Source organism: Neobacillus bataviensis LMG 21833 (assembly GCF_000307875.1).
GTDB lineage: Bacteria > Bacillota > Bacilli > Bacillales > Cytobacillaceae > Neobacillus > Neobacillus bataviensis.
Window position 1 is genome coordinate 39799 of the sequence record NZ_AJLS01000057.1, and the last position, 17184, is coordinate 56982.

Genomic DNA, 17184 nt, shown 5'->3' on the forward strand with positions numbered 1-17184 from the left:
AAGTTAGTTTATTATTAGAGCTTTAAATAAAAATATATTAACAAAGGCACCATGCAAATATCACGTTTCTACTAAAAGAAAATCTAAAGGAGCTACTCCGAATTGGAGTAGCTTTTTTAGTCTGACATGGGTTTAAATATTCTACATAAAAGTTAATAATCGATTTTTAATTTTTCTACTTCACCAAAGCCTGTTGTCTTCTTAAATTTCATATTGTGTAGGAAATTTTGCATGGAATCAGAGCAGTCAATATGATTGAAGTTTAGCTTGTTTAGTGCTCTTTTATCAATTTTTACGGATAGGATCGTTATCTTTCGTGGATAACCTATGGCTGTATCCATAATCGTATCTGTAGCATGTATGTATACAGTATCCAAAGGAAGCAGCGCAAACATATCTCTAGCGATTCGAAGGACACAGCTGCACACGTAATCCTGCTGAATATCAAAATATTTACTTTTTGTCATATGCTTAACAGAAAGCTTTCCTGTTTTCGTTAAAGATAATTGTTCCTTTGGTACCACTTTGTCACTGTGGACATCAAATTCAATTTCCACTATTTTTGGATGCTCGGCAGAGAATTCAAAGCCACTACCAAATTCAGTTAGGTCGTCTAATGGATTAAACTCTTGAATGACTTGGAAGTATGCATCGATATCACCATCAATAACTTTGGAGGCAATTTTCACGTCTCTTTCCCACGAATGATATTCCGCTTCGTCTTTTTTTCGAGCTTCAAAAACCTCTTTTTGAAGGGTTTCTATCTCTTTATTCTGCTGTTTTAATAACTTCGTCATCAAATTTGGTTTATAATGATGTAATTTTTCGAGAGCAGCATGTTCCTGTTCGCCAATTTGTCCTTCATTTTTTTTAAAAGGTGGGTTGCAGCTCCGGATTTTTATCCAATTAACTGGATCATCTGCTTCTTTATGTATGGAATGAATTCGCTCAATTGTATTTTCATAAGCATCCACTGATAAAGCAGCTTGCTCCAATTCATTCAGTCTATTTATTTCTTTTTGTCTAGCTTGAATTTCTCTTTGCCGATTATATGCAGGTGTTTTTCGACTTCTACCACCTGTGGTGGAATAGTAAATACCGGTGTTTGGAATACTTGCGGTTACTCTGCTTCCGGTTCTTGAATTTACACTGTAACGTAATCCTTTAACACCGGCACTTACTCCAACGCTTTTACTGCCAACATTTAACCGAACTCCTGGAGCTATCTTAAAGCTTTTTCTAAACCCAAAGCCCATAAAATTTCCTCCTTCTTATGTACAAAATATTATGAGTAAAAATGTAAAGAAGTTTAATGACACCATAATGAAAAAAGTCGAAGTGCTAAGCCTATTAAAGGGCAAAAAATTTAATAAATATGTTCCATGTATTATTTTAACATGTCTCCAAAAAATAATTAATTCTCTAACAATTACCTTTTCGGAAAATGGGGCTCGAATGTTAGATGTAGGAATATTTTCAATTATTCTCGGATTTCCTAGGATCTATTGCCCCTAATTTTCTTGATGAAATTACTGATACTCCATTAAGCTTTATGTCACTCCTGATTTGGATGCTTTTTGAGCCAGTAACACTTGTTTTGTTTGGGAATACACTTGGAAAATCTATATTAAATACAAATACCTTGTGGCCTAATTATATTAATATGATTATATGCATTTCTATTAAGTTGGTCGTTTCAATTGAATATTTTGGTGCAACTAGCAACAGGCTGGCACTTAGTCAGCAGCAAAGTCATTTTCATATAAGATGATGACTTTGGGATTAGTTGATATAGGAATTAATAATCAAAAATGGAAAAATAAGAATATAAAAATTCAGATTTTTCTGTCCTCTTGATAGAATAGATTTGTAAACATACTACTAGAGGAGGGAAAAGGATGAAGGGATTATGGAAAGCTGGTTTTACCGTTTTATTGGGTGTCCTCTTGCTTATAGGGACACTCCCTTTTAGCGCACTGGCGAAAGAGAACGACTTTGATTATGGTAAGTACAGCCAGGTAGCAGTCGGAAAGGATGGTATGGTGGCGACTGCCCATCCGTTTGCTTCCGAAATTGGAGCTGAAGTGCTAAGAACAGGCGGAAATGCGATGGATGCGGCAGTGGCCATTCAGTTCGCATTAAACGTTGTGGAGCCCATGATGTCCGGGATCGGCGGTGGTGGATTTATGATGGTTTATGATGGAAAAACCAAAGAAACCACCATCATTAATAGCCGGGAACGCGCCCCGTTGGGTGCAACACCTGATATGTTTTTAGACGAGAAAGGAAATCCCATCCCATTTGCCATACGTTCAACAGGTGGTAAAGCGGTTGGAGTACCTGGAACGTTAAAAGGACTGGAAACAGCCTTGGAAAAATGGGGAACTCGGCCTATGGAGGCACTGATTGGACCGGCGATTAAACTTGCCGATAAAGGCTTCCCAATCGATTCAGTACTTGCTGGTGCAATTGAAGATACCAAGGAAACCCTGTCCAAAACAGCAGCGAAGAACGTCTTTCTGCCAAATGGAGAACCGCTTCAAGAGGGAGATATTCTTGTACAAAAGGATTTAGCCAAAACATTCAAATTGATTCGTGCTAAAGGTCCAGATGCCTTTTATAAGGGATCGATTGCTGAAGCACTGGCCAATACAGTTCAAAAATTTGGCGGTGCTATGACAATTGAAGATTTAAAAAAATATGATGTGACCGTTGATGAGCCGATCTGGGGTGATTACCACGGCTATCAGATTGCCAGTATGCCACCACCAAGCTCAGGCGGCGTTTTCCTATTACAAATGCTGAAAATTTTGGACAGTTTTGATCTTTCACAATATGATGTGAAAGCTTGGGAAAAATATCATCTATTGGCAGAGACCATGCATCTAGCATACGCAGACCGCGCGGCATATGCTGGTGACCCTGAATTCGTGAAAGTGCCGCTGACGGGGCTTCTGCATCCGGACTATATTAAGGAACGGCAAAAACTCATTAGTCTAGATCGCGTTAACCCTAATCCCCAATCAGGCGATCCATGGAAGTATGAATCAACTCAAGCAAACTACCAGCCTACGAAACAGCCGAATGACCAAAAAACTGGAGAAACGACTCATTTCACGGTTGCGGACAGATGGGGAAATGTTGTTTCATATACGACCACCATTGAACAAGTGTTCGGGACAGGCATCATGGTTCCCGGCTATGGTTTTATGTTAAATAATGAATTAACCGATTTTGACGCCATTCCAGGAGGCGCAAATGAAGTGCAGCCCAATAAACGTCCATTAAGCAGTATGACGCCAACCATTGTATTCAAGGACGGCAAACCCGTTTTAACCGTGGGATCACCAGGCGGAACCACCATTATTACATCTGTGCTACAGACCATTCTGTATACTATTGAGTATGATATGGAACTGAAGCAAGCTGTAGAGGAACCAAGAATATATACGAACAACCTAAACTCCTATCGGTACGAAGCTGGCATTCCAACAGAGATCCTCAACCAGCTAAACAGCATGGGTCATAAATTTGGAGCTGAACCTACAACAATTGGAAACGTCCAAAGCATCTTAATCGACTATCAAAACAACACCTTCAAAGGAGTAGCTGACTCCAGCCGCAACGGAGCCGCAATCGGCATCAATCTAAAAGGTAAAAAGTAACCATGGGGACAGTTCTCTGAAGTTGACGGGGGTTCTTGAAGGATAATAACTAACAAATGTATGTTCCTGTTTGTTTTTGTAAAGGACATACTTTAAAGTGCAATGGAATAGGATTTCAAGAGTGGTCGGCACACTCCCAGGTTGAGCCACGGGGACAGTTTTTGTGGCCAGGATACCCTTACTATAAACCAAGAGAACCGCCACAATGGCAAGACATGAGCATATGCAAAAAATCCCGGGATCCATTGATGGAACCGGGATTTTTTTTATTAAGCGCAAATTTATTTACTTTTTCTTCAATACCCCTTTTTTCACCAGGTTAACAAGTGTCCCTTTATTTTTAAGCAATCAATCTATTAAATCTTTTATCATTAATATTGACGGATTAATGGACAATTCGAATTCATTCTTAATCTTGTCGATTAAAGAGAGGGCATATTCAATTTGTTTCGGACTTAATGTGTAATCTTCTGCAGCCGCATTATTTATTGCACCATATTGAATAGGTGTAAAATAAAATAAAAGATTTAAAATAATTTGAATTATAAGTCATTTTTGATTATGATTAAATCAAAAATGACTAGGTGATGAAAATGAATAAAAGCAAGGATGATTCGATCCTTTTAACCCATATTTTAGAACATTCTTTTGATGAAATCTTTATTGCGGATGCAACGGGTATGGTTTTATATGCAAGTCAATCCACTGAAACTGTCTTTGGTATTCCATGTGAACAAATCGTTAATCATAATATTTTCGAACTTGAAAAACAAGGGCTTTTTTCTCCATCAGTCATTGCAAGCGTGCTAAGAACGAACAAGGAAGTAACGCTTATTCAAGAAACAAATCATAATAGAAAACTAATTATCTCCGGATATCCGGTTTATGATCAATCAGGAATAGTAATAGGTGCTACGAGTTTTTCAAGAGATATAACCGAATTTGAGTCCTTAAGAAAAGAAAATGAGCAGGTAGCAAGAGCATTATTAAAATATCAAGAAGAAAATGAAAAATTACGAGAACAAGCGACTCAACCATTCTTTATCAGTAATAGAAAAATGGAAAAAGTATTTGAAGTTGTGTCAAAGGTAGCAGATATAAACATTACAGTATTACTCGAGGGTGAGTCCGGGGTTGGTAAAAACCATATTGGTTATAAAATGCATCAAATGTCATCAAGAAAGGCTGAACCCTTCATTGAAGTAAACTGTGGTGCAATACCTGAATCGTTATTTGAATCAGAGCTTTTCGGGTACGAGGAGGGAGCCTTTACCGGGTCTAAAAAAGGGGGTAAGAAGGGGTACTTTGAAATAGCGGGAAAGGGAACTCTTTTTCTAGATGAAATTGGTGAATTGCCATTGAATCTTCAAGTAAAATTATTGTCAGTTTTGCAAAATCAAACCTTTATGAGAATTGGGGGAACAAAAAAAATTGAGGTGAATTGCAGAATTATTTGTGCTACAAATCAAAACTTAGAAAAGATGATCAAAGAAAGAAAATTTAGAGAAGATCTTTATTACCGAATCAATGTCATAAAAGTAGAGATTCCACCCCTAAGGGAACGAAAGGAAGAAATCATTCCATTAATTTACGAGATTACTGAACAGGTAAATCGCAAATATCAATTGAATTCATATTTTACACCGACAATGGCTGCTTGGCTAAGCCAGCAAAATTGGCCGGGAAATGTCAGAGAATTACAAAACTATATTGAAAAGAAGATCATCACCTCTAGTGGTAACGAAATAGACCTTGATTGGGGAGAAGAGGAAACAAAAAAGGATTCCTTCACCCAGTCAACTAAAGAAATTCCGTTAAACGATTATATTGAAACACTAGAAAAGGAGTATATTGTGCGAATGTATCATAAATATCCCAGTAGCATTAAACTTGCAGAAATTTTGGGTATCAGCCAATCTACAGCAAATCGGAAAATACAAAAATATGTTGAGCAAAGGTAGTCGTTATTGACTATAAAGTCTCTTAAATACTGTCTTTATTAGTTGGCATGAAAATTGCAATCTTTAATAATAGAAATCTAAAGGAGGCAATTTTATGTCAAATCAAGATGAAAAGCAATTTTTGAATTTACCTTTTACTGGTATCTGCACTTTTGGGAAATATCCTGTTTGTTCAGATATTAACCAACTTGATGCGGATGTAGCCGTTATTGGTGTACCAAATGATATGGGGACTCAATGGAAATCTGGAGCAAGAATGGGTCCAAGAGGGATTCGTGAAGGATCTACACTTTACAGTTTTGGATTAAATGGTGCTTACGATATTGAAAAAGATATTACGTATTTGGGACCAAGATGGAAAGTGGTAGATTGTGGCGATGTGGACATGGTTCATGGAGATATGATGCAATGTCATGATAACACAGAAGAAGCCATTAGAAAGATTGTTTCAAAAGGAGCCATGCCGGTTGTATTAGGCGGAGATCACTCCATTACCATTCCAGTCGGTAAGGCTTTAGAGGAGTTAGGACCTTTTCATGTTATTCAAATCGATGCACATTTGGATTGGGCGGATCATCGTTCTGGGCAAAGATATGGGCATGGAAGCTGTATCCGTCGTTTATCTGAAATGGATCATGTTCAGAAAATTTTCCAATTTGGAATTCGAGGAATTTCAAGCAGTTTGAAGGAAGATGTGGATGCAGCACGAGAATATGGAAGTGTTATTTTATCACCGCGCCAAATTAGGAAAATGGGAATTGAAAGCGTGATCAAACTACTTCCAGAAGGAGAAAAATACTATATTACCTTAGATATTGATGGTTTGGATCCATCAGTAGCACCCGGAACAGGTACCCCTTCACCAGGAGGTTTTATTTACGACGAAGTAAATGAATTGCTTGAAGGAATTGCTAAAAGAGGAGAAGTGATTGGCTTTGATTTGGTCGAAGTAGCACCACCATATGACCCAGCTGGAATGACCGGTCAAGTAGGTGCGCGGCTTGCCTTGGATTTGCTCAGCTTTGTTTTAAAGGAAAAAGAGAACATAGACGATCGCAGGTTAAATAAGGAAGAGGTTCACTCCTAAGATAAGGCACCAAAATACTATATTATAGGGGGCAGGTCTATGAAAATTGAGACAAGAAGCATTGAGTATATTCCAGCCAATGAACGTCATGGAAAACCAAGAGGATTGTTTGCAGTTTGGTTTGCTGCAAATATGCATATTACTACACTTGTGACCGGGTCGCTATGTGTCACATTTGGCTTAAATCTTTTTTGGAGTGTTGTAGCTATTATCGTTGGTAATTTGATAGGAGCCATTTTTATGGCTTCACATTCTGCTCAAGGACCTAAACTCGGTATCCCACAAATGATTCAAAGCCGTGCACAATTTGGTGTTATTGGTGCCGTGATTCCCTTAATTCTAGTTATTTTCATGTACTTGGGTTTTTTTGCAAGCAGTGGTTTGTTAGGTGCACAAGTATTGAGCAGTGCCTTAAACCTAAATTTAACTTTGAGTATCATTGTTCTAAATATTATCACCTTTATCGTGACCATGATTGGTCATGATCTTATTCATAAAATGCAAAAGTATTTAACTTGGGTGTTCTTTCTTGTATTCATAGTTGCTACATTTATTGTCTTCCAATTACCCGTTCCGTCAGGAAGCTGGTCTCCAGCTGAGTTCAATTTACCAATCTTCATGTTAAGTGTTAGTGTGGTAGCAACCTGGCAGATCTCATATGCACCATATGTCGCTGACTACTCTAGGTATTTGCCAATTGATACCAATTATTCAAAAACCTTTTGGTATACGTATGCAGGGACTATATTAGGCACTGTTTGGATGATGGTTTTAGGAGTTTTATTGACTACGGCCATTCCGAATTTCCTAAGTAATTCCGGCACGAATCTCGCTCATCAGTTTGGAAGTTTTTCGTTTCTTTTATTTGCGGTTATCATCCTAGGCCAGTTCTCCATCAATGTTTTTAATTTATATGGCGCCTTTATGTCAACCATATCAACAGTTGAGCCTTTTTCAAAAATAAAGGTAACCCCAAAAGTAAGGATGTACTTTATTTTTGGAATTGGAACAGTTGGAACTTTGCTGGCTATTTGGGGTCAGGGCAATTTTTTGTCAAATTTTATCAACTTTATCTTATTTATTAGTTACTTTTTAATTCCATGGACAGCCATTAACCTCATAGATTTTTACGTCCTGCGTCACGGGGAGTATAGTATTAAAGATATTTTTGATTTAAATGGAAAGTACGGAAAAGTAAACAAAATTACCGCAATATCGTTCCTCGTATCTATTATCGCTGAAGTTCCATTTATGAACACCTCTTTTTATGTAGGCCCTGGTGCAAAAGCAATGGGGGGAGCCGATATAGCCTGGATTTTAGGATTGGTGGTTCCATCCGTCCTCTATTATGTATTGATGAAAAGAAAATTGAAGGGTCCGTCCCAGGTACCAATTCCGTATGAAGACAGTAAAACTTCTTAAATTTAGTTATGTAATGAAAAAGAAAATAGAATGATTTTTAAGGGGTAGGGAGAGCGGGAATGCCTTTTCTACCCTATTTTGTTCACTAATTTCATATATTTCATCAGTAGAAGTGATTGAAAAGTAAAACTGAATATCTATTTTAGAGTAGATAATTTTGAAGCGAAATCGCATATGATTTCGCTTTTCATTTTTTTAGCTGGTTCATTAAGTATTGAACACTTTAAATCAAATGGTTAAAGCGACCGAAAAGTGACATAACTTCAACTTTTTTAATAAAGGTGTCTATTTTTATTTTTTTCCAGTATAACGTAGGATAAGATTGTCTTGCTATTGAATCATCACCTACTACTAAAAGGCAAAAGCAACCAAAATGGTTATGATGAAGCCTCCAAATAAAGCCCATTTATAAAAAGATTTTTTCGGATTTTAATATTAGGGATATTTGAGGTAATTTAGAATGGGAATAAAGAGGTTATACCATGATTTTACATTTATTCACACCTAGTGAAAGCTACACTGGTAATACCCCTTGATACTTATTTAGCATTACCTTGACCCTATGAGACTTCATTTCCTGTTTTTCCACTATACATGTGTTTATGAGGTTTGTATCCATTAATAGTCGTTGTTCCTTTAAATTCATGATAATGACCACCACAAGGAATATCAATTGCGGGCCCTGTAGTTCCTTCAATTCGGTGTTCATGTCCATCAAAAAAAGAAGTGATCGTAAAGTAACGATGAACATGTGGAACCCCACTTGGAGCCGGTTCAGTCCTTCCTAGATAATCATGGCGATGATCGTCATCAAAGGAAGTAAACCCACTAAATCCATGAATGTGAACCCGTCGACCGTCCAAAGAAGTCACGTAAAGAACATGAGAATGGTCCCCATTTAAACTCACATCGTTTGATTCATAAATAAAACCGGTGATCGGGATTTGCATCTTAAACTCCCCCTCGAAAATTAATAATTCACTTTAAATGTATGAGGAACAAAGTTAAATAATGAGATCTTCTTTTACTAAGTCCCGCCAAATAGAAATAGGATGGCGATTAAAAAAGAGGTTTAAGGTTCTTTGCCATAAAATGATGGTTCATATGACATTATTGATCAAACAACTACCATAATGAATGGAAATAAATTAATTATTTTTGTAAACAATAAAATGGGTGTTATTTTTAACACAAAACTAATGGAAAGGTGGTCTGACATGAAAAAAGATACATATTCAAAAGGAGATCCAACTATTGCAGAGGGGATAAATACAGAGGATAAGCTAAATAGAGATGCAACTCAGGCGGAAATCGAGAAGGGAGAATCGACAAATGTAACTGTTTTATCTTTGGATGAAAACGATCCTAGCTAATACGGTTTAAAGGTAACCATATTGGCAGAGCTAAAATTACCACTTGTGTTTTAACAAAAGGAGGACCACAATGTCTAGTCCTAATGATCTTTCTATACAAAAGAATATGGAAAATATTTTTAATACTACATGTGGAACGTGGCAAAATTGTACAGAGTCAAACATCCAATTATTCTTAGAACAATGCCTAGAACATAATATAGATCCGCAATATTGTATGAGTTGGGTGGAACAACATAAATCACATATATCTGACTGGCAAGTTATTTCAAAAGTCTCTCTTGACTGGGTTAATCAGCATACTTCAACTGGATCCCCCATTTCGTTTACTGAATAGAATCTAGTCAGTGGAGAGAATATTCAACTCTCCACTTAATTACAATTTCAAAAAATGTTACATGAAAGTCTAATTTAAATTTTGTGGTCAGACCCCCGGTGGACTAAAGCTTTAACTTTCCGGGGAATTTACATCTTACCAGAATGTTGATAGCTTTGTTTGATCTCAATGCTCCGCCTAAATTAGGAGGAGCGTGAATTTCTCTCATGCTCCATTTCCATTTGTCGAAATAAGTTTCTTAGTGGTTGTATATCAACTAATTAATGAATTAAATGATGGAATGCCACCATCACTAATTGATAGGTTTCGTAGGTCGCTTTATAATTCACTATTTCTGAATCCGTGTGTTCGTGGAGATATCCTACGGAAAGATTCACAGACGGGATACCAAATTCGGCGAAAACCTTGGCATCACTTAATCCGCCAAGAGTTATTTTCCAATCATTCATGCCGGCCATTTGTCCTGCTTTTTCAAGTAGTTGTCCAAATTCTACTGGGCAGAATGGATACAGATTAGCAAATGAAGTGATAATATCCCGTTCACCTCGACGATCAATCACAATCGCGCCTGCTACATCCTCAAGGAAATCTTGATCTATATTCCTAGATCCAACACTGATTACGGCCATTGAAATGTACCACCTCTGACATAGTGTTTACCACTGCAATCCATCTGCTGATAAAAGATATAAAACCATAGTTTTGAGAATCAAAATGTTATAAAAAATTGATTGACTTTCAATAAGATCAGTCTTCTGCAAACGGTCCAGATTAACTCTTGTATTACGTAGTAGAATGATACTGCGCAGCAATGATTTCCATAATTATGTAAAATCAGAACAAAAATCTTCTATTTTCTGGTATGATTTTTATATAAAGATACCTTAGATTGTGAAAAGTTTCACTTAAAGTAACGAAGCAGATAGAGTTGTAGAAGATTAAGGGTATAAGGAGAGAGAATACATAACTACAAAATATGTGAATTGGGGAAAAGCAAAAGTAAAATTAACTTGGAATCGTGATAAACAACCCCCACCAAGAGAACTAATAACAAGTGTTCATGGATGTTGTTTTAAGGATGATAATCTATTATTAGTTAATTTAAACCATAGAGGTTGGGACTTCCCAGGTGGTCATATTGAGTATGAAGAAAACCCTGAAGAATGTTTAAAGCGTGAAGCATATGAAGAAGGTTATGTTACAGGGACTTGCTCTCTTTTAGGTTATATTATAGTTGACCACAATGAAAACCCAAACTGGGATGAAAATAGTCCTTACCCTAAAGTAGGTTATCAAGTTTTTTATCGTATGGACATTGACCAATTACATGACTTTAAAGCCAAGTATGAGGCAGAAGAGAGAATTCTTATTAATCCAATTGAAGTAACAGAATATTATCATGATTGGAACGAACTGTACCAAGAAATACTTGATTATGCTTTAAGACAAAGGTAATGTGACATCAATAAAGCAAGCTTATGCAAGCTCGTTTCTTGTTGTGTTAACGGAGTGCTTTAGTTTAGGAGCTGTTGCAATGGCAGTTCCTACCGTTGTTGAAGAAAGAGGTGTTTCATGTATGCTTTCTAATGAACAATTGCGGTAACATTGGATGAGTTGAAATCTATCGCTGATGTGCTTGGTGTCAAGTTTGAGCAGGCATTTATTTTACCAGATGGTGATGAGATAAAGACAGGCAATGAGGGGGTTTAATCAGTATTGAAAATCATAAAAATAAATGATGTTGATTACACAGTCTTCACCGCTAATGAAGGTATTGCTAAATCACAACCCCACATTATTGAAATACTTTCTGGGACTGTGCCAGAAGGTAAACAGCTTAGCTTATTGAAAGAATATCTTGAGCAGAATGATATTGTGCCGATAAAAGGGGCAACTACATATTGGTGTATAGATAAGGTTCTTAAGCTTGACTCAAGCAAAGAAGATTAAAACTCTACTACAGTAATAAACTATGAGGGAAGGTAATCACATGTTTAATGCAAAGTTAAGAAAAAATGCAATCGACAATTATAATGCAGCGGTTGAACGTTATGAAAAAGTCGCCAATGATTTAGGTGAAAATACGAATGTTCTTTATAAAGAGCGTGAAAAAGCTTTAAAACTTGTTAAATTAATAGAAGAACGAATTAATAAATTAGCAAACACTCCAAAGGAATTCAAAGTAATACTTAAAAAAATTGAAATTGAAGTGGAAAATTTTAAGACAAAACAACAAGAAATTAAAAAGGCAGAAGTTGAAGCAAAAGCAGCTGCTGGAGGTTCTGGAGCGGGTGCAACTTTAAGTGCTCTTGGAGTTGCTGTAGCGACAATGGGTCCAACAGCAGCAATGGGCATTGCCACTACTTTTGGAGTTGCATCAACAGGTACTGCTATCTCTACTTTATCAGGAGCCGCTGCGACTAATGCTGCATTGGCATGGCTTGGTGGTGGTGCATTAGCAGCTGGTGGTGGTGGAATGAGTGCAGGTAGTGCATTCCTCGCACTAGCAGGACCAGTAGGTTGGACAATTGCTGGTGTTATGCTTGCAGGTTCGGTTGGTTCAGGCTTGTTTGCCAGTCATAAAAACAAAAAAACTGCGAATAAGCTAATTGCTGAGAGAGAAAATCTCGAGAAAATAATTAGAAAATTTGACAATATGAACTCAGAAGTCAAGGCATTGGTGGAAACTACCAACACTCAAATTACTGGAGTATCTAAGGCAGAGAAAGCTTTGATTGGAAGTGATTATAGTCAATTCTCCAAAGATGAAAAACTACAAGCTGGATTGCTTATGAATTCAATTTTAACTTTGGTACAACTAATCAATAAGGAGCTAAAAATAGATGCTTAGTGAACAGTCTATTGATAATAATGTTGAACAAGGGATTGCTTCATATGTCGATTATTTAAATAATATCCGATTAACAGATCTGATGAATACATTAGAATCAATTCTTACTAGTGAAACAGATAAATTATCAGACTTAGCTACTAAATCAGCAAATGCATTATCAAATCTAGATTGGGCGAAAACAGAAATCGATAATCTTATCAATAATAATCGTGGTGGAGATACTGGAGTACATGGTTTTATTTCAGAGTTTGCTGAAACGGGTATAAGAAATGCAAGAGATGTTTATCAAGGACTACAGAAAAGTGTAGTCCTATTAAATGATAATGGACCTGCAGATATTCTACTTCAAGGCAAAGAAGTGCAAATGAAGTTTTATGCCAATATCTTAGAAGAGATTAAGCAAGCATCCGATTATGATAAAATGAGTATGATTTTTCCAAAAGACCATGTGGAAGTCATAGAAAAAATTATGAGCGGAGCAAAATCTGTAGAATTTAATGGAAATATCTTGTCTAACTCCCAAATCAATAATATTAGAAAAGCCATTGAAGATGAGAGTGCTCTGCGTGGCGTTTCTTATGATAAATGGTTGGAATCATCAGTTCTTGAATATAAAGATGTTCAAAAAGGAACAATTGACCAAACGTTATCAGGGGAAGTAAATGACATAAATAAGCAAACTGCTCAACAAAAATCTGATATTAAAAAAGAAGCGGATAGCGATAGATTAAGCGCCCAACAAGAAGCACAACCAAGTTTCGGAGAAGCATCTAAAGTTGCTGGAATAGGTGCAGCAGTACAAGGTGGGTTCAATCTAGGGATCTTTGTCTATCAAAGGCATAAAGATGGAAAAGAAGTCTGGGATTTTGATATTGAAGATTGGAAAGAGTGTGGAGTCAGTACAGCTAAAGGTGTTTTTAAAGGTGGAATTTCTGGATATGCAATATATGGATTAACCAACGTTTGTCACCTTGCTGCACCAAGTGCTGGTGCAATTACTTCAGGAACTTTTGGGTTAAGTAATGCCATTGTCAAATATAGAAAAGGTGATGTTGATAGAGATGGATTTATTGATTTATTAACACTAAATGCCATTGATGCAACAGGTGCTGCTATTGGTGCTGCTATAGGACAAGCAGTTATACCAATTCCAGTTGTTGGTGCTTTGGTTGGCTCAATCGTTGCAACCACAGCACTAAGTCTTGGAAAAGGTGTCCTAAGCAAACACGAAATAGAAGTTATTAATCTTTATCAAGAAAAAATTAATGCATTTGTTGATAAATTGGACAAAGAATACCAAGTAAAACTAGATGAGCTTTTGAATAAATATCATAAACTCGGGGAATTGCAGCAATACTCGTTTGACTTCAATATCAATGTTCAGCTAAGATTTGTTTCTTCTATTAATTTAGCGAAGTCAGTAGGAGTACCAGAGAAAAGTATTCTCAAAAATGAAGATGAAATTGATGAATACTTTCTATGTTGATTTGTTCCCACACACGAGTTGGATATGTTCCCGCAAACGACCATCAATAAAAATGGGGCATAAAAATTCGATTTTGATAGCTATCCTGACCTCTCAAGGCATGTTGAGTGTGGAAACATTCTAATAAAATTAATGACGGTTAAACCATAAAACGGCATCGGAAAGTACTGTTTACCAATGCCGTTTTTGCCTCTTAAATAACCACGGTGAACCATACCACAAGTTAGGTAAGGTTGAAGAATTTCAATCTTAATTAATTAATCGCCAGTTTTCTGAAAAAGTTTATAAGTTAAACATTGATTGCTGAATAGTACAACGATACTATTCAATAGAAAATGATCTTTCACAATCGGCGTGATTGCGGAAGATCAAAAGCCTAATTCTTCGGTAAAATAAGGAGGAATTAGGCTTTTTTAATTAAAATCGTTGACGTTTTTTGATTGGTAAATACTTTGACAGCAAGTGGTAAATTTCGTGGCAACTGCTGGTAAAAAACATGGCAGAGATGGTACATTCTAGTGGCTGTAATCACCAACACAGCCAATTTCTTCTTCTACAGAAAAGGCGACCTTTATGGTGCCATTAAATTTTGTTTGGTGATGTTGGCCAAAATTTCTAAAATAACCGCAATGCCTGCTCTGTCATCAGCGCCTAATATGCCTTTTGAGCTTTTTAAAGTAGTTCCTTCTTCAATAATTTTCCTACCTGGTGCAATTTCTTCAACCGTATCCATATGTGCTGAAAGAAGGATAGTAGGACCCTCTCCGCAATATTTATACGCCAGTAGATTACCCTTTTTGTCAACATAAGAATAATCAGTGGAGCGACGTAATTTATTTTTAAGGAATTGCCTAATTCTTCGCTCATCCTGGCTAACTCCAGGAATCGTTAATAACTCCAAAAGACCTTTCTTGAAGTGATCTGCGTTCAGGTCATTCTCATAATCTGGTGATTGGGTCAGCAAAAATAAATTTTCTGCAAAATCTAATAAACTTTCGATTTGATTATATCTAAGGAGAAGACTCTTACCATTCATTTGAAGCTGGACATCAGTCGGTGTCGCCGCTTTAAGGAGTTTTACTTGAGCCATGCTTAAATATTTTAACAGATCGATTTTTGCACGGCCATTTCCATGGCCATCGCGACTGCAATAAGTATGAATTCCCAGTTCATTCATCCAGCGGATCATACCTCTAATATAAAGATCAAAGCCTGTTAGAGGAAGGTCGGAATGAATCGGATTGATTAACATTTCCCGTCCAGGACCATCGATTCGCTTGGAAGCATCTTTTATTACCTCCATAAATTCCTTCTCAGATAATTCATCAGGGGAAACCCCTTTATCTGATAATCGGTCAAGGGTTTCGGAAAGTAACTTGGTCGAGATTGTCGTCTTGTGGGCTTTCGCTAAATCCTTTTGGCTTAGTCCCTGTCTCGCGAATAAAATTTCTTTGTTTTTCATATAGGCTGTTTTCTAAAAGATTGTTGTTTTTGTATATTTTTATAAAATTAATTTTTTTGGTTTGGTTAGTAATTAAATATACGATTTAGAAAGAAACCTTTTTTTAAATCAATCGTATAAAATAGAGTAGAATTTATATTAGGAGGTGCGATAATTGGGATCTCTGTTTGAGTTATTAGGTTCAATAGGTACACTGTTTTTTTCCTTTACAAAGGATGTATCAGAAGAAGAAATAGAGAAGAATATAAAATTTCTTAAAGAATACCAATGGTTTCAAAATTACCTTAATGATGTTAAGTTTGGAAACTTAATTAAGGACCACAAAGATGTTCGTTATATAATTGGAAAATTTAACATCGAAAAAATGAAAAATATGGTTGGGTATCACAGAAAATATCAAAAGAAAATTCATAAAGTGTTACTTAAAAATTCAAACTAACTTAATCTTCGAATTTATAAAAGACATAATAGACCTGATTTTAATTAAGAGGTCTTTTCTTATGCACTTCTCAGTAGTTCAACCATGTTTATGGCATACTGTGGACTCTTCCTTGCTAGACAGGCTTTAACTGAAATGGATTCGTTGATAGACAATCCCTATATCGAAATTGATGAAGCACTAGTTGGACTATATCGACCTGAGATGTTTGAAGCATTTGGAAAGCTTCTTGAAAATAAGTATTATCGAAAAATAACATCAGAAAAAGAGGAACTGATTACTGAGGATAAAGCCAACTTGATATTGGAAGAAAAGCCTTCAAATCAAGTGATTTTTTCCTTAATCGATGATGGATTGGATGTATACTATAATGGATTTCTGCTCATTCATCTTGAACAGCCCTCGTTTAATATCCTATACTTCCTTTTTAAGTCAGAAAAACTAATGACGGGAGAGGATATGATTGATTGTTTGTTTGGTGGCAAGAGGGAAGAAATAGGTTCCGACGTAATTCGACAAACCTTCAGCAGGTTAAGTCGGCGGATACCCAATTGGGAAGAGATCATCTTGACGGAGCCAATTATTCATCATGAACTTCAAGAATCAGGCGCGATTATCTATAGATGATCGCGCCTATTGAATGTTTAGGTTCAAATGTGAGCCTTAACCTAGCTTATAATTTACATTCCATCCCATTTTCTATATAACGTGTATTTTGTAATCCGGTTTGGTTTACCAGATATTCAAATACATTTTTTGCAGCCCTTCTGACCATCACGGTTAGAGCTATGTTGTCAAACACTCGGGCGTAGCAACGGATTATTAATGTATTATTTTCTTTATACAGATGATAATAGACTGTTTCTTTATGTGTTTTCGAAAAACAGTGAATAAATAGATATTCATCTATTGGTTCAAGTCCTTTTATCAACCATTCTTTTTGAACTATACGTTTTATTTCCGTGATTTGTATCTCCGATAAATTTATCCTCATACTAGCTTCACCCAGCTTATTTTTTGAACTGCATTCTATCTATTTTCATTATACGAAAGTTCATGTTTCTTTTGTTTCGCAAAACGAAGTAAACGCTAGAACCG

At 36.4% G+C, this 17184-nt stretch carries 16 protein-coding genes; 12 read left to right on the forward strand and 4 right to left on the reverse strand.

The window, feature by feature from the left end:
- Nucleotides 1-152 precede the first annotated feature (152 nt).
- Nucleotides 153-1256 carry a DUF4236 domain-containing protein gene (locus BABA_RS10370; protein ID WP_007085133.1) on the reverse strand — a complete coding sequence of 368 codons (1104 nt, stop codon included), beginning with the start codon at nt 1254-1256 and terminating at the stop codon, nt 153-155.
- Between the two features lie 642 nt (nt 1257-1898).
- Here BABA_RS10370 and ggt point away from each other — a divergent pair.
- From ggt to BABA_RS10395, 4 genes are all read left to right on the forward strand, one after another.
- Complete coding sequence (ggt, locus tag BABA_RS10375; RefSeq protein WP_007085134.1) at nt 1899-3665, forward strand: gamma-glutamyltransferase; 1767 nt, start codon at nt 1899-1901, stop codon at nt 3663-3665.
- Between the two features lie 593 nt (nt 3666-4258).
- A complete protein-coding gene (locus tag BABA_RS10385; RefSeq protein ID WP_007085136.1) occupies nt 4259-5626 on the forward strand; it encodes a sigma-54 interaction domain-containing protein in 1368 nt (455 codons plus the stop codon).
- A gap of 94 nt (nt 5627-5720) precedes the next feature.
- Nucleotides 5721-6713, forward strand: a complete 993-nt coding sequence (gene speB, locus BABA_RS10390) for an agmatinase (protein WP_007085137.1) — start codon at nt 5721-5723, stop codon at nt 6711-6713.
- Nucleotides 6714-6752: 39 nt separating this feature from the next.
- Nucleotides 6753-8135 (forward strand): purine-cytosine permease family protein, encoded by a 1383-nt coding sequence (locus tag BABA_RS10395; protein WP_007085138.1) that lies wholly within the window; start codon nt 6753-6755, stop codon nt 8133-8135.
- Nucleotides 8136-8695: 560 nt separating this feature from the next.
- On the opposite strand, the gene BABA_RS10400 is transcribed toward BABA_RS10395, so the two are convergent.
- A complete protein-coding gene (locus BABA_RS10400; protein WP_007085139.1) occupies nt 8696-9085 on the reverse strand; it encodes a YmaF family protein in 390 nt (129 codons plus the stop codon).
- Between the two features lie 267 nt (nt 9086-9352).
- Between BABA_RS10400 and BABA_RS27690 the strand changes: the two genes are divergently transcribed.
- Nucleotides 9353-9508, forward strand: coding sequence for a hypothetical protein (locus BABA_RS27690; RefSeq protein ID WP_007085140.1), 156 nt, complete (start codon nt 9353-9355; stop codon nt 9506-9508).
- Nucleotides 9509-9578: 70 nt separating this feature from the next.
- Nucleotides 9579-9845: a hypothetical protein gene (locus BABA_RS10405; RefSeq protein WP_007085141.1), complete on the forward strand. Its 267-nt coding sequence runs from the start codon at nt 9579-9581 to the stop codon at nt 9843-9845.
- A 260-nt stretch (nt 9846-10105) separates the two neighbouring features.
- Here BABA_RS10405 and BABA_RS10410 read toward each other — a convergent pair whose 3' ends face one another.
- A complete protein-coding gene (locus tag BABA_RS10410; RefSeq protein WP_007085142.1) occupies nt 10106-10474 on the reverse strand; it encodes a hypothetical protein in 369 nt (122 codons plus the stop codon).
- A 334-nt stretch (nt 10475-10808) separates the two neighbouring features.
- Here BABA_RS10410 and BABA_RS10415 point away from each other — a divergent pair, with 334 nt between their 5' ends.
- The 4 genes from BABA_RS10415 to BABA_RS10430 all read left to right on the forward strand — a co-directional run bounded on the left by BABA_RS10415 (nt 10809) and on the right by BABA_RS10430 (nt 14185).
- The gene (locus BABA_RS10415; RefSeq protein ID WP_040345926.1) at nt 10809-11300 is read left to right on the forward strand and encodes an NUDIX hydrolase; all 492 of its coding nucleotides are present in this window, start codon (nt 10809-10811) and stop codon (nt 11298-11300) included.
- Nucleotides 11301-11561: 261 nt separating this feature from the next.
- A complete protein-coding gene (locus tag BABA_RS10420; protein WP_007085144.1) occupies nt 11562-11795 on the forward strand; it encodes a hypothetical protein in 234 nt (77 codons plus the stop codon).
- A gap of 40 nt (nt 11796-11835) precedes the next feature.
- A complete protein-coding gene (locus BABA_RS10425; protein WP_007085145.1) occupies nt 11836-12696 on the forward strand; it encodes a hypothetical protein in 861 nt (286 codons plus the stop codon).
- Nucleotides 12689-14185, forward strand: a complete 1497-nt coding sequence (locus tag BABA_RS10430; protein ID WP_007085146.1) for a hypothetical protein — start codon at nt 12689-12691, stop codon at nt 14183-14185. Before BABA_RS10425 ends, BABA_RS10430 begins: the two co-directional genes overlap by 8 nt.
- A 571-nt stretch (nt 14186-14756) precedes the next feature.
- Here BABA_RS10430 and BABA_RS10435 read toward each other — a convergent pair.
- The gene (locus BABA_RS10435; RefSeq protein ID WP_007085147.1) at nt 14757-15647 is read right to left on the reverse strand and encodes a zinc-binding metallopeptidase family protein; all 891 of its coding nucleotides are present in this window, start codon (nt 15645-15647) and stop codon (nt 14757-14759) included.
- 154 nt (nt 15648-15801) lie between these two features.
- Here BABA_RS10435 and BABA_RS10440 point away from each other — a divergent pair, with 154 nt between their 5' ends.
- Nucleotides 15802-16086: a hypothetical protein gene (locus BABA_RS10440; RefSeq protein ID WP_007085148.1), complete on the forward strand. Its 285-nt coding sequence runs from the start codon at nt 15802-15804 to the stop codon at nt 16084-16086.
- Nucleotides 16087-16221: 135 nt separating this feature from the next.
- Nucleotides 16222-16713 carry a hypothetical protein gene (locus tag BABA_RS10445; RefSeq protein WP_157273163.1) on the forward strand — a complete coding sequence of 164 codons (492 nt, stop codon included), beginning with the start codon at nt 16222-16224 and terminating at the stop codon, nt 16711-16713.
- The last annotated feature ends 471 nt before the right edge of the window (nt 16714-17184 follow it).

Bases quoted from the DNA above. Each gene is read 5' to 3' on its own strand.
- BABA_RS10405 (WP_007085141.1), top strand. From the start codon at position 9,579: ATGTCTAGTCCTAATGATCTTTCTATACAAAAGAATATGGAAAATATT.
- BABA_RS10410 (WP_007085142.1), bottom strand. From the start codon at position 10,474: ATGGCCGTAATCAGTGTTGGATCTAGGAATATAGATCAAGATTTCCTT.
- speB (WP_007085137.1), top strand. From the start codon at position 5,721: ATGTCAAATCAAGATGAAAAGCAATTTTTGAATTTACCTTTTACTGGT.
- BABA_RS10445 (WP_157273163.1), top strand. From the start codon at position 16,222: ATGGATTCGTTGATAGACAATCCCTATATCGAAATTGATGAAGCACTA.
- BABA_RS27690 (WP_007085140.1), top strand. From the start codon at position 9,353: ATGAAAAAAGATACATATTCAAAAGGAGATCCAACTATTGCAGAGGGG.
- BABA_RS10400 (WP_007085139.1), bottom strand. From the start codon at position 9,085: ATGCAAATCCCGATCACCGGTTTTATTTATGAATCAAACGATGTGAGT.
- BABA_RS10425 (WP_007085145.1), top strand. From the start codon at position 11,836: ATGTTTAATGCAAAGTTAAGAAAAAATGCAATCGACAATTATAATGCA.
- BABA_RS10395 (WP_007085138.1), top strand. From the start codon at position 6,753: ATGAAAATTGAGACAAGAAGCATTGAGTATATTCCAGCCAATGAACGT.
- BABA_RS10385 (WP_007085136.1), top strand. From the start codon at position 4,259: ATGAATAAAAGCAAGGATGATTCGATCCTTTTAACCCATATTTTAGAA.
- ggt (WP_007085134.1), top strand. From the start codon at position 1,899: ATGAAGGGATTATGGAAAGCTGGTTTTACCGTTTTATTGGGTGTCCTC.
- BABA_RS10370 (WP_007085133.1), bottom strand. From the start codon at position 1,256: ATGGGCTTTGGGTTTAGAAAAAGCTTTAAGATAGCTCCAGGAGTTCGG.
- BABA_RS10435 (WP_007085147.1), bottom strand. From the start codon at position 15,647: ATGAAAAACAAAGAAATTTTATTCGCGAGACAGGGACTAAGCCAAAAG.
- BABA_RS10430 (WP_007085146.1), top strand. From the start codon at position 12,689: ATGCTTAGTGAACAGTCTATTGATAATAATGTTGAACAAGGGATTGCT.